Origin of the sequence: Leclercia sp. W6, assembly GCF_003336345.1 — a bacterium.
GTDB lineage: Bacteria > Pseudomonadota > Gammaproteobacteria > Enterobacterales > Enterobacteriaceae > Enterobacter.
The window spans coordinates 1,917,624-1,929,875 of the sequence record NZ_CP031104.1; the positions used below are offsets into that span (position 1 = coordinate 1,917,624).

Below are 12,252 nucleotides of genomic sequence, written 5' to 3' on the forward strand. Positions count from 1 at the left end.
GTGCAATCTCTCCCCGGTGGCGCTACGCTTACCGGGGCTACAGAGATGACATTCTGTTTTAGTAGGCCGGATAAGCGCAGCGCATCCGGCTTTTTTATAGGGAGGGAAAGATGAAACGAGCTTTTATCGCCGGTGCCGCGTTACTGCTGAGCACCAGCGCGCTGGCGGATGAGTGCGCCAACGCCAGTACCCAGGCGGAGATGAACAGCTGCACCGCGCAGCAGTATCAGGCCGCGGATAAAACCCTGAACCAGACGTATCAGGCAGCCATCAAGCGCGCCGACGCCCCCCAGCGTGAGCTGCTGAAAAAGGCGCAACAGGCGTGGATCGCCCTGCGCGATGCCGACTGCGCCTTTATCGGCTCCGGCACCGAAGGCGGCTCCATTCAGCCGATGATTGTGAACCAGTGCCTTGCGGATAAAACCAACGAACGGGAAGCCTATCTGGCCACGCTGATGCAGTGCGAAGAGGGCGATTTAAGCTGCCCGCTACCTCCGGGGAATTAACGCACCCGGATCCCTTCGATAATCATCCGCTCAACGTTTTCCACCGTGCTGTGGAAAAAGTCGTCATCCTTGAGCGTCTTGCCCGTCACCGCCTCCACCTGGGCGGAGAAGTCGGCGTAGTGCTGGGTGGCGGCCCAAATCATAAAGATCAGATGGTGCGGATCCACCGGGGCCAGTTTGCCGGTGGCGACCCACCCGGCAATAATCGCTGACTTCTCATCCACCAGCGATTTCATATCCCCGCTCAGCACCGTTTTCAGCAGCGGTGCCCCCTGCAGCATCTCCAGACAGAACAATCGCGAGGCTTGGGGATAGTCCCGGGAGACCTCCAGCTTCAGGCGGATATACTGCTGGATCGCCACCAGCGGGGTCAGCTCTTCGCGAAACGCCTTCAGCGGGGCCAGCCAGATATCGAGGATCTGTTGCAGAACGGAGACGTACAACGCCTCTTTCGAGGGGAAGTAGTAGAGCAGATTGGTTTTTGACACCCCCGCCAGCTCGGCCACCTGCTCCAGCCGCGTGCCGTGAATGCCAAACTGCGAGAAGGTCTCCAGCGCCGCCGAGAGGATTGCCTGTTTTTTCGCGCTCACCGCCTGCGAACGTTTACCGCCTGTCTTCACTGCGCCTTGTGCCATTTGCTCACTCCGTGTTGATCAGCTCCCAGCATAGCAAAAACCCCTGCCTTACCACGACAATCTGCACCGCTACCGCGCACGACTGCCTGCTTTGTGTGCAACTATTTTGACCAGACAGTCCACTTTTATCACCAGCAATTCATCAACCATTTCTTAACACGCTAATAACATTACAGATTTCAAAACTGGCATCCCCTTTGCAAAACCGAGACTACGCGGCTGAACAGGAAATGCAGGATGCAGCGCCACGTCTGACTTTCACCCCATGCTGAGATGAAGAGAGGTTCGTGATGAAAATTGGCGTATTCGTTCCCATTGGCAATAACGGCTGGTTGATCTCTACCCACGCGCCGCAGTACATGCCGACCTTTGAGCTGAACAAAGCCATCGTGCAGAAGGCAGAGCACTATCACTTCGATTTTGCCCTGTCGATGATCAAGCTCCGCGGCTTCGGCGGGAAAACCGAATTCTGGGATCACAACCTGGAGTCCTTCACCCTGATGGCGGGGCTGGCGGCGGTCACCTCCCGCATCCAGATCTACGCCACCGCCGCCACCCTGACCCTGCCTCCGGCCATCGTGGCGCGGATGGCCTCCACCATCGACACCATCTCCGGCGGACGCTTTGGCGTTAACCTCGTCACCGGCTGGCAGAAGCCGGAGTATGAGCAGATGGGGCTCTGGCCGGGAGATGACTATTTTTCGAAGCGCTATGACTATCTCACCGAGTATGTGCAGGTCCTGCGCGATCTGTGGGGCACCGGCAAGAGCGACTTTAAGGGCGAGTTCTTCACCATGAACGACTGCCGCGTCAGCCCCCAGCCGTCGGTGCCGATGAAGGTGATCTGCGCCGGGCAGAGCGATGCCGGGATGGACTTCTCGGCGAAATATGCCGACTTCAACTTCTGCTTCGGCAAAGGGGTCAACACCCCAACGGCCTTTGCCCCTACCGCTGCGCGCATGAAACAGGCCGCTGAAAAAACCGGGCGCGATGTCGGCTCCTACGTGCTGTTTATGGTCATTGCCGACGAGACCGACGAGGCGGCGCGGGCGAAGTGGGAGCACTACAAAGCCGGGGCCGACGACGAAGCTCTGAGCTGGCTCAGCGAACAGAGCCAGAAGGATACCCGCTCCGGGGCCGACACCAACGTGCGGCAGATGGCCGACCCGACCTCAGCGGTGAATATCAACATGGGCACCCTGGTGGGCTCCTATGCCAGCGTGGCGCGGATGCTCGATGAGGTCGCCAGCGTGCCGGGCGCTGAAGGGGTGCTTCTGACCTTTGATGATTTTATTGCCGGGATTGAGACCTTTGGCGAGCGCATCCAGCCGCTGATGCAGTGCCGCGCCCATATTCCGGTTATGACAAAGGAGGTCGCGTGATGACCACTCTGCCCGCACGCCCGGAAGCCATCACCTTTGACGCCCAGCAGAGCGCGCTGATCGTGGTGGATATGCAGAACGCCTACGCCAGCCCTGGCGGCTATCTCGACCTCGCCGGGTTTGACGTCTCCGCCACCCGGCCGGTGATCGAGAATATCCGCACCGCGGTGGCCGCCGCCCGCAAGGCCGGGATGCTGATTATCTGGTTCCAGAACGGCTGGGATGAAGAGTATGTGGAGGCGGGCGGCCCTGGCTCGCCCAACTTCCACAAATCGAACGCGCTGAAAACCATGCGCCAGCGCCCGGAGCTGCACGGCAAGCTGCTGGCGAAAGGCGGTTGGGATTATCAGCTGGTGAATGAGCTGGTGCCGGAGCCGGGAGACATCGTGCTGCCGAAACCGCGCTACAGCGGCTTTTTCAACACCCCACTGGACAGCATTTTGCGCAGCCGCGGGATTCGCCATCTGATCTTTACCGGCATCGCCACCAACGTCTGCGTGGAGTCCACTCTGCGCGACGGCTTCTTCCTGGAGTACTTCGGCGTGGTGCTGGAAGACGCCACCCACCAGGCGGGGCCGGCATTCGCCCAGCAGGCTGCGCTGTTCAACATCGAAACCTTTTTTGGCTGGGTTACTGACGTCGCCACCTTCTGCGACGCCCTTTCCCCTGCCGCTTACGCCCGTATCGCCTGAGGAGCTACCCTATGCCGAAATCTGTGATTATCCCCCAGGGGACCAGCACGCCGATTGCCCCTTTCGTCCCCGGCACCCTGGCGGACGGGGTGGTTTACGTCTCGGGCACCCTGCCGTTCGACGCGGACAATAATGTGGTGTTTCCCGATGACCCAAAGGCGCAAACCCGCCACGTGCTGCAGACCATCCAGCGCGTTATCGAAACGGCGGGCGGGACTATGGCGGATGTGACCTTCAACAGCATCTTTATTACCGACTGGAAAAACTACGCCGCGATTAACGAGATCTACGCCGAATTTTTCCCCGGCGATAAACCGGCGCGCTTCTGCATTCAGTGCGGGCTGGTGAAACCCGAGGCGCTGGTGGAGATCGCCACTATCGCCCACATTGGCCGCTGAGGTTGCCATGAATCTATCCATTTCACCGCCGCCCTTTGCGGACGCGCCGGTTGTGGTGCTGATCGCCGGACTGGGGGGCTGCGGCAGCTACTGGCTGCCTCAGCTCGCCGACCTGGAGCAAGGGTATCAGGTGGTCTGCTATGACCAGCGCGGCACCGGCAATAACCCCGGCGAGCTGCCGGAAGATTACACCCTGGCAGCGATGGCCGACGAGCTGTGGCAGGCGCTCTCTCTCGCGGGGATCGCGCGGTTCAGCGTGGTGGGCCATGCCCTGGGGGCGCTTATCGGCCTGCAGCTGGCAATGGATCACCCGGAGGCACTCAGCGCGCTGGTGTGCGTTAACGGCTGGCTGACGCTGCATCCCCATACCCGCCGCTGCTTCCAGATCCGCGAGCGGCTGCTGCATGCCGGAGGGGCGCAGGCGTGGGTGGAAGCCCAGCCGCTGTTTCTCTATCCCGCCGACTGGATGGCGGCCCGCCAGCCGCGCATGGAGGCCGAAGAGGCGCTGGCCCTGGCCCACTTCCAGGGCAAAACCACGCTCCTGCGCAGGCTGAATGCCCTGAAGCGGGCCGATTTCAGCCGCCAGACGGCGCGCATTCACTGCCCGGTGCAGATACTTTGCGCCGCCGACGATCTGCTGGTGCCCTCGGTCTGTTCAGCAGAGCTGCATGCCGCCCTGCCCGGCAGCCTGCTTACCGTGATGCCCCGGGGCGGCCACGCCTGCAACGTGACCGAGCCGGAGGCGTTTAACGCCCTGCTGCAAAACGGGCTCGCCAGCCTGCTGCACCGCCACGAACGTTTACTGAAGGAGTTGCCATGAGTGAAGCCATCACCCCGACGGCGCAGCATGCGCTGTTTACCGAAGCGCGAACCCACAACGGCTGGCTGGATCGTCCGGTCAGCGACGAGACGCTGCGCGAAATCTATGACCTGATGAAGTGGGGGCCCACCTCCGCCAACTGCTCTCCGGCGCGGATGGTCTTTATCCGCACCCCGGAAGGCAAAGAGAAGCTGCGCCCGGCCCTCTCCAGCGGCAACCTGCAAAAGACCCTCACCGCCCCGGTGACGGTTATCGTTGCCTGGGACAGCCAGTTTTACGACCGTCTGCCGGAGCTGTTCCCCCACGGCGATGCCCGGAGCTGGTTTACTGCCAGCCCACAGCTCGCCGAGGAGACCGCTTTTCGCAACAGCACGATGCAGGCGGCCTATCTGATCGTTGCCTGCCGGGCGCTGGGGCTGGATACCGGGCCGATGTCCGGTTTTGACCGGGAGAAGGTGGACGCGGCCTTCTTCACCGGCAGCAACCTGAAAAGCAATCTGCTGATCAATATCGGCTACGGCGATACCAGCAAACTCTACGGGCGACTGCCCCGCCTGAGTTTTGAAGACGCCTGCGGGCTGGCATAAGGAGCCACCATGAATATCGATAAACAAACGTTTCGTGATGCCATGGCCTGTCTGGGCGCGGCGGTCAATATCATCACCACCGACGGCCCGGCCGGCCAGGCGGGCTTTACCGCCAGCGCGGTATGCAGCGTGACCGACTCACCGCCAACCCTGCTGGTGTGCCTGAATCGTAGCGCCTCGGTGTGGCCGGTGTTTAACGACAACCGCACCCTGTGCGTCAACACCCTGAGCGCCGGGCAGGAGTCGCTCTCGAATCTGTTTGGCGGCAAAACCCCGATGGCCGACCGCTTTGCCGCAGCAGGCTGGCAGACGGGTGCCACCGGCTGTCCACGCCTCGACGAGGCGCTGGCCTCGTTCGACTGCCGCATTAGCCAGGTGGTGAGCGTCGGCACCCACGACATTCTGTTTTGCGAGATTGTTGCAATAACCCGCCACCCGGTGCCCCAGGGCCTGGTGTGGTTTGACCGCGGCTACCACGCGCTGATGCGACCCGCCTGTTAATCCTCCTTAAGGAGCAGCTGATGGCACTATTCGGTTTTCCTCACTGGCAGTTGAAATCGACCTCCTCTGATAGCGGCGTGGTCGCGCCGGATGAACGTCTCCCGCTGGCGCAAACCGCGGTGATGGGGGTGCAGCATGCGGTGGCGATGTTTGGCGCCACGGTGCTGATGCCTATTCTGATGGGGCTGGATCCTAACCTGTCGATTCTGATGTCGGGCATTGGCACCCTGCTCTTCTTTTTCATCACCGGCGGACGGGTACCGAGCTATCTCGGCTCCAGCGCCGCCTTTGTCGGGGTGGTGATTGCCGCCACCGGTTTTTCCGGCCAGGGGGTAAACCCGCAGCTGAGCGTGGCGCTGGGCGGGATCATCGCCTGCGGGGCAATCTACACCGCGGTGGGTCTGGTGGTGATGAAGCTGGGCACCCGCTGGATCGAACGCCTAATGCCGCCGGTGGTTACCGGGGCAGTGGTGATGGCAATCGGTCTTAACCTGGCGCCCATCGCCGTCAAAGGGGTCTCCGGCTCGGCCTTTGACAGCTGGATGGCGGTGTTGACGGTGCTCTGCATTGGTCTGGTGGCGGTGTTTACCCGGGGGATGATCCAGAGGCTGCTGATCCTGGTGGGGCTGATCTTCGCCTGCCTGATCTACGGTCTGCTGACCAGCGTCTTCGGGTTCGGTAAACCGGTCGATTTTGCTCTCGTGCAACAGGCGGCGTGGTTTGGCCTTCCGCAGCTCACCTCGCCCACCTTTAACGGCCAGGCGATCATGCTGATTGCCCCGGTGGCGGTGATCCTGGTGGCGGAAAACCTCGGCCATTTGAAAGCGGTGGCCGGCATGACCGGACGCAATATGGACCCCTATATGGGGCGGGCATTTGTGGGAGACGGGCTGGCAACCATGCTGTCGGGTTCGGTGGGCGGCAGCGGCGTCACTACCTATGCCGAGAACATCGGGGTGATGGCGGTCACCAAGGTCTACTCGACGCTGGTCTTCGTGGCGGCAGCGGTGATTGCCGTGCTGCTCGGCTTTTCACCTAAATTCGGTGCCTTGATCCACACCATTCCAGGGCCAGTGATTGGGGGTGCGTCGATTGTGGTGTTTGGCCTGATTGCGGTAGCCGGGGCGCGGATCTGGGTGCAGAACCATGTTGATCTCAGCCAGAACGGCAACCTGATTATGGTCGCCGTAACGCTGGTGCTGGGCGCAGGGGATTTTGCCCTTTCGCTCGGCGGCTTCACCCTGGGCGGGATCGGCACCGCCACCTTTGGCGCGATTGCCCTTAACGCCCTGCTCAGCCGCCGGATGGCGGGGGTGACGCAGGGCACAGTGGCGGCTCAGGATTGATCCAGCGTGGCGCTGTCGTCCGGCAGCGCCTTCTTTTTTCTTTTCAGCTTCAGCTCACTCACCAGCACGCCCGCGATGATAAAGGCGCCCCCCAGCAAGGCGAGCAGCGGCAGGCGCTCCCCGGCCAGACGGCCAAAGATCCCCGCCCAGACCGGTTCGCCGGTATAGATAACGGTCGCCCGGGTTGGCGAGACGCTGCGCTGGGCCCAGTTCATGGTCACCTGAATAATGGCGCTGAAAATCCCCAGCCCAAGGGCCACCATCCACAGCCCTGCCGACATCGGCGGAACCGACTCCCCGGCCGGGATCATGGTCAGAAACGCCACCAGCGAGGCGGTCGCCAGCTGCACAACGGTGACGCGCTTGACGTCCACCTTTCCGGCCCAGGCGCTGATGAGGATGATCTCGGCGGCAATCGCCACCGCGCCCACCAGGGTGATCATCTCTCCAGGCCCGAGCGCCAGCAGGTTATCTTCCGGCCCTGCCAGCAGGATCAGCCCGATAAAGGCCAGCACAATGCCGATGCAGGACATCATTCCCGGCATGCGGCGCAGGCAGAGCCACTGCAGCAGCGGCACCAGCGGGACATACATGGCGGTAATAAACGCCGATTTACTGCTGGGAATAGTCTGTAATCCCCAGGTCTGCAGGCTGTAGCCCATCGCGATTGCCACCCCGATCGCCAGCCCCGCTTTCAGTTCGGTCAGGGTCAGGCCGCGCAGGGTTTTGAGCGAAATGAGCGCCACCGCCAGCGCAGCCGTGGCAAAACGCAGGCCGACAAAGAAGAAAGGGCCGCTCTGCGTGACGGCGTACTGTACGGCAAGAAAGGTCCCACCCCAGAACATGGTGATAAGGATCAGGATCGCTTCCTGCGGTTTGATCGAAAAGGCATAACGGGAGAGAGACATGGGGCTCCAGCACAAAGAGTCAATCCGCTAGTGTGTAAGGAATTTGATAACACTTCAATAACAGGCATAAAAAAACCGCCGGGGATCCCGGCGGCGGGGGTGCCAGAGGTCAAAAGACCCCTACTTCAGACGGCTGCAACTTAACTGCTCTTGTTGCCGCCATGGCTATTTTTGCCCCCTTTTTTGCCAGCTTCGGATGCACGTTGAGGGTCGTTTTTAAAGTTACCCCCACTTTGCTGGCCACCTTTACGTCCTGCTTCTGATGCTCTTTCACGGTCTTCTGCAAAATTACCTGACCCACCACGATGGTTTGCCATGTCGGACCTCCAGAGTTAAAAACATAAGATTTAATTCTGCATTCAGTGAAAGCGAACTCTTCCACCTGACGACGCTAAAAAAGAGTCTTTAACTGCGCCGCGTGAAATTAAGCTTAGTGGAGCAGGCGCATTCGGCCAGCGAATCGTAATATCCTGCAATACGATATCAGCCTTTTGTATGAAGCCTGCCGAAACGGAACCATAAGCCTTTCTTATCATTCCGAAAATTTACCCTAGTGAAAATGTTTCATTTTGCTACGACGAAAGTCTGTCATTCTTTATTGTTTAAAATCAAATAAATGGCGTCCAGATTTGCAGTCTCGCTGTCACGTCATATCTTTAAAAGAGGGCAGCATGCCGCTGACCGTAAAAATCATGCGAGGAGTGAAGCGAAATGACGAAAATTCTGGTGCTCTACTATTCCATGTACGGACACATCGAAACCATGGCTCATGCAGTTGCGGAAGGCGCCAGGAAAATCGAGGGGGTTGAGGTGGTGATCAAACGCGTACCGGAAACCATGCAGGCAGAAGCTTTTGCCAAAGCGGGCGGTAAAGCGCAGGACGCGCCGGTGGCCTCCCCGCAGGAACTGGGCGATTATGACGCAATCATCTTTGGTACCCCAACGCGCTTCGGCAATATGGCCGGCCAGATGCGCACCTTCCTCGACCAGACCGGAGGATTGTGGGCCAAAAATGCGTTACTCGGTAAAGTCGCCAGCGTGTTCAGCTCCACCGGCACCGGTGGCGGCCAGGAGCAGACCATCACCTCAACCTGGACCACCCTTGCGCACCACGGGATGGTGATTGTGCCCATCGGCTACGGCACCCCGGAACTGTTTGATCTTTCCCAGCTCCGTGGCGGTACGCCGTATGGCGCAACAACGATTGCCGGGGGCGACGGTTCACGTCAGCCTTCGGAAGCAGAACTGAACATTGCCCGCTATCAGGGTGAATATGTCGCCGGCCTGGCTGCTAAACTGAAAGGTTAACTCTCAACAGGAGGATTACTATGCCAACTCAAGAAGCTAAAGCACATCGCGTCGGGGAATTTGCGCGTTTACGTAATACGTCACCGGAGATCGCTGAGGCGATTTTTGAAGTCGCAAAATATGACGAAAAACTGGCAGAGAAAATCTGGGAAGAAGGTAATGATGAAGTTCTGATGTTAGCCTTCCAAAAAACCGACAAAGACTCGCTGTTCTGGGGCGAGCAGACCATTGAGCGTAAAAACGTCTGATAACCGTGCAGACAAAAAACGCCTGATGGCGCTACGCTTATCAGGTCTACGGGATTCGTAACCAGAGTTGGATTTTGTAGGTCGGGTAAGCGAAGCGCCTCCCGACATTTCAGCCCCTCTCCCCTTCAGGGAGAGGGGCTGAACTTATTGCGCCGCGGTATTCAATACCTTATTAAAGCTCTCCACCGGGCAGAATCCGTCTGCATCCACCGGACAGCCATTCAGTTCCAGGGTAACGCGCTGGGCCGGGGCTTCTAACGTCAGCACCTGGGCATTACGCAGCTGCTCGGAACTCTGATAGACATACTCAATTTTCATCAGATCGCGATTGCCGGTTTTGTCGTGCCAGCGCTGGAAGACGATCTTGCCGCCAATCGGCGTGCGCTCGTACTGGCCGTGCAGCTGATAGGGTTTAAAATCCAGCGCCTTCAGCAGGGAGGCGATGTTGGAGTCATGCCCCACCAGCACGGTGATTTTTGGCGCTTTCGCCCGATCGGTGACCAGTGCGTTATCGATATATTTCACCAGCGGTTTCGCCACGTTACGCGCCACCTCTGCCGAGGTAAAAAGCGAATCCTGATAGCCATTTTTTAGCTGAGAGAGCACCCGCCATTGCTGGTCGGTTTTGATCTCGCCCCACGCCACCTGATCCAGCGGGAAACCTTCGTAATATTGCAACGTGAAGGCGTCCACCAGCGAGTTACCTACCTTCAGCGGACCCGATACCCCAGGCTCATTCTGGTACTCGGCGCTGTAGGTATCTTTCGCGTCCGTCAGGGAGCAGACCTGTTTCTCCTTGCAGGACGGAGACTGTTTGTAGTCGGTCATCTGCTCCAGCAGTTTGTAGCTCTCGTCAAGCTGCATCCCCTGACGTTCTTTGTTCATCGCCTGTAGCGCTTTTTCGCGGAATTCCGGGGAGTTGTCGGTGATCACCGGATTGAAGGTCGGGTCCATGGTGCCCATCTGTTCCTGATGGTGCACCGGCACATTGCACCCCGGGAACGCGCCGGTAATGAAGAACTGCGCGGTCGCCACCGTGCGTTGCAGGCTGTTGGCATAGGCATAGACGCTGTTCGCTGCCGGACACTCCCCGGCGGTCACCAGTCCCTGCTCTGCCAGCCATTCACGCATGTAGTGCCCCATGTAGACTTCCAGCACCCCACCTTTGGTGGTGAGCTGCCCGCCAGGCACATCCCACTCAGGCCATTTTTCCGGGGTCGACTGCTCCAGCACGCTGCCGTTATTGGCCAGCGGCGCACGCAGGTTATGACGGCTCATGATCAGAACCTGTTCCAGCTGATACCCTTCCGGCGCGGTTTGCGCCTGAACGCCGCCAGAGAGCCCGATGCTGCCCGCCACGGCGACAGCGATTAGTGCTTTTCTCATCCCTAATTCCTCACCTGTTTATTGTCGTTAACAGTGTGACAGATCTGTGACGAATTACCTGGAGCCTGCCCGCAAAGTGACGGCTTGCTTTGTACGCGGGGGTAATTGGTTTTATAATTAAACTTACTGCTGATAAGGAGAGACCGTGAAACGTACCCGCCTCGAAGAGAGTCCCTGTCCTGTCGCCCGCTCGCTGGATATTATCGGCGACTGGTGGTCCCTGCTGATTGTGCGTGATGCCCTGAGCGGCATTACGCGTTTTGGTGAGTTTCAGAAAAGCCTCGGCATCGCCAAAAACATGCTGGCGACCCGGCTGAAGCTGCTGGTGGACGAAGGCATCCTGACGCTGCAACCCGCCTCCGACGGCAGCGCCTGGCAGGAGTATGTGCTGACCACAAAAGGCCGCGAACTGCAAACCGTGCTGCTGGCGCTCTCCCAGTGGGGAAATGAACACCTGTTCGCCGAGGGGGATACCGGTACGGTGCTGGTGGACGCGCGGGATCGCCAGCCGTTACGCAAGCTCACAATGGTGGCGAGTGATGGGCGGGAGCTGGGGCCAGGTGAGGTGGTGGCGAAGTATCCGCAGGCGAAATAACTGAGTGAAATAACACAAACGCCCGACCAGGACAGTCGCCGGGCGTTGCGGAATAAAACGGGACGTTAAAGACCCAGTTCCGATAACCCAGGATGATCGTCAGGACGACGCCCCAGCGGCCAGTGGAATTTACGTTCGCTTTCCTTGATAGGCATGTCGTTGATGCAGGCGAAACGGCGTTGCATCAGGCCATCTTCGCCAAATTCCCAGTTCTCATTTCCGTAAGAGCGGAACCAGTTACCGGAATCATCGCGCCATTCATAAGCGTAACGGACGGCAATGCGGTTGCCGCCAAATGCCCATAATTCTTTAATCAGGCGATACTCAAGTTCTTTTTTCCATTTACGTTCCAGGAAGCCTTTGGCTTCTTCGCGATTATTCGCAAATTCTGCGCGATTACGCCATTTGGTATCCAGAGAATAGGCCAGCGCAACTTTTTCAGCGTCGCGGCTATTCCAGCCATCTTCAGCAAGCCTGACTTTTTCAATTGCTGATTCAAGCGTAAACGGAGGCAGTGGCGGACGAATTTGTGCATCAGACATGGTTAAGACTCCTGTAAATTGGCAGAGAGGGTTAAAACGCCTTTTCGATATAGACACATAAACTATTTCCCCTGTTATTTAACGTCCTTTTCATTCGTGGCGATTTTGCAATATGCAGTCACGCCAATATCCATTTACCAGAGAGTTCTTGTTGTCCATGCATTCATGGTAGAACGATCGTTCTACCTCTTCAAGGGTGTGTCTGTAAAAGAATTAAAAAAATAAAAATGTCATTATCGCTATTTTTATTTTACCGCCCCCTTACAAGAAAGCCGGCAAAATCCTCTTATATACAACAGCATATGATTATAGCATCTTAATTTTATGGCCATGCGATACGAAAATCGCACCCGGTCAGAATAGAAAAAAGGCGGCAGGGAATAGCGTCGCGAATAAAT

At 58.5% G+C, this 12,252-nt stretch carries 16 protein-coding genes; 11 read left to right on the forward strand and 5 right to left on the reverse strand.

Annotated features, from left to right (window positions below; genetic code table 11):
* Positions 1–110: 110 nt before the first annotated feature.
* Entirely contained in the window at positions 111–506 is a 396-nt protein-coding gene (locus DVA43_RS09490) for a lysozyme inhibitor LprI family protein (protein ID WP_114315377.1), read from the forward strand.
* On the opposite strand, the gene rutR is transcribed toward DVA43_RS09490, so the two are convergent.
* Positions 503–1,141: an HTH-type transcriptional regulator RutR gene (gene rutR / locus DVA43_RS09495; protein ID WP_114315378.1), complete on the reverse strand. Its 639-nt coding sequence runs from the start codon at positions 1,139–1,141 to the stop codon at positions 503–505. The two genes, DVA43_RS09490 and rutR, sit on opposite strands and share 4 nt — an antisense overlap.
* A 290-nt stretch (positions 1,142–1,431) precedes the next feature.
* Between rutR and rutA the strand changes: the two genes are divergently transcribed.
* From rutA to rutG, 7 genes are read left to right on the forward strand one after another with little or no spacing between them, the layout of a single operon-like run.
* Positions 1,432–2,523, forward strand: coding sequence for a pyrimidine utilization protein A (gene rutA / locus DVA43_RS09500; RefSeq protein ID WP_103179024.1), 1,092 nt, complete (start codon positions 1,432–1,434; stop codon positions 2,521–2,523).
* Positions 2,523–3,215, forward strand: a complete 693-nt coding sequence (gene rutB, locus DVA43_RS09505; protein ID WP_114315379.1) for a pyrimidine utilization protein B — start codon at positions 2,523–2,525, stop codon at positions 3,213–3,215. Before rutA ends, rutB begins: the two co-directional genes overlap by 1 nt.
* An 11-nt stretch (positions 3,216–3,226) precedes the next feature.
* The gene (rutC, locus tag DVA43_RS09510; protein WP_103823659.1) at positions 3,227–3,613 is read left to right on the forward strand and encodes a pyrimidine utilization protein C; all 387 of its coding nucleotides are present in this window, start codon (positions 3,227–3,229) and stop codon (positions 3,611–3,613) included.
* 7 nt (positions 3,614–3,620) lie between these two features.
* Positions 3,621–4,433, forward strand: a complete 813-nt coding sequence (gene rutD, locus DVA43_RS09515; RefSeq protein WP_114315380.1) for a pyrimidine utilization protein D — start codon at positions 3,621–3,623, stop codon at positions 4,431–4,433.
* Entirely contained in the window at positions 4,430–5,020 is a 591-nt protein-coding gene (locus tag DVA43_RS09520) for a malonic semialdehyde reductase (protein ID WP_103823657.1), read from the forward strand. The genes rutD and DVA43_RS09520 overlap by 4 nt, the downstream gene beginning before the upstream one ends.
* A gap of 9 nt (positions 5,021–5,029) precedes the next feature.
* Complete coding sequence (rutF, locus tag DVA43_RS09525) at positions 5,030–5,521, forward strand: NADH-dependent FMN reductase RutF (protein ID WP_103823656.1); 492 nt, start codon at positions 5,030–5,032, stop codon at positions 5,519–5,521.
* A 20-nt stretch (positions 5,522–5,541) separates the two neighbouring features.
* On the forward strand, positions 5,542–6,867 hold the full coding sequence (gene rutG / locus DVA43_RS09530) for a pyrimidine utilization transport protein G (protein ID WP_114315381.1): 1,326 nt from the start codon (positions 5,542–5,544) through the stop codon (positions 6,865–6,867).
* Here rutG and DVA43_RS09535 read toward each other — a convergent pair.
* Together DVA43_RS09535 and DVA43_RS09540 are read right to left on the reverse strand one after the other, a co-directional pair.
* The gene (locus DVA43_RS09535; RefSeq protein ID WP_114315382.1) at positions 6,858–7,775 is read right to left on the reverse strand and encodes a DMT family transporter; all 918 of its coding nucleotides are present in this window, start codon (positions 7,773–7,775) and stop codon (positions 6,858–6,860) included. The two genes, rutG and DVA43_RS09535, sit on opposite strands and share 10 nt — an antisense overlap.
* Positions 7,776–7,915: 140 nt before the next feature.
* The gene (locus DVA43_RS09540; protein ID WP_032617468.1) at positions 7,916–8,092 is read right to left on the reverse strand and encodes a general stress protein; all 177 of its coding nucleotides are present in this window, start codon (positions 8,090–8,092) and stop codon (positions 7,916–7,918) included.
* A 394-nt stretch (positions 8,093–8,486) separates the two neighbouring features.
* On the opposite strand from DVA43_RS09540, the gene wrbA reads away from it, so the two are divergent.
* A complete protein-coding gene (gene wrbA / locus DVA43_RS09545; RefSeq protein WP_103823653.1) occupies positions 8,487–9,083 on the forward strand; it encodes an NAD(P)H:quinone oxidoreductase in 597 nt (198 codons plus the stop codon).
* 20 nt (positions 9,084–9,103) lie between these two features.
* Positions 9,104–9,331, forward strand: coding sequence for a YccJ family protein (locus DVA43_RS09550; protein ID WP_103179015.1), 228 nt, complete (start codon positions 9,104–9,106; stop codon positions 9,329–9,331).
* Positions 9,332–9,475: 144 nt separating this feature from the next.
* Here DVA43_RS09550 and agp read toward each other — a convergent pair whose 3' ends face one another.
* Positions 9,476–10,717 carry a bifunctional glucose-1-phosphatase/inositol phosphatase gene (agp, locus tag DVA43_RS09555; protein ID WP_114315383.1) on the reverse strand — a complete coding sequence of 414 codons (1,242 nt, stop codon included), beginning with the start codon at positions 10,715–10,717 and terminating at the stop codon, positions 9,476–9,478.
* 145 nt (positions 10,718–10,862) lie between these two features.
* On the opposite strand from agp, the gene DVA43_RS09560 reads away from it, so the two are divergent.
* Complete coding sequence (locus tag DVA43_RS09560) at positions 10,863–11,312, forward strand: helix-turn-helix domain-containing protein (protein WP_103823651.1); 450 nt, start codon at positions 10,863–10,865, stop codon at positions 11,310–11,312.
* A gap of 65 nt (positions 11,313–11,377) precedes the next feature.
* Here the strand turns inward: DVA43_RS09560 and DVA43_RS09565 are convergent, their stop codons facing one another.
* Complete coding sequence (locus DVA43_RS09565) at positions 11,378–11,854, reverse strand: DUF1348 family protein (RefSeq protein WP_103179012.1); 477 nt, start codon at positions 11,852–11,854, stop codon at positions 11,378–11,380.
* Positions 11,855–12,252 lie beyond the last annotated feature (398 nt).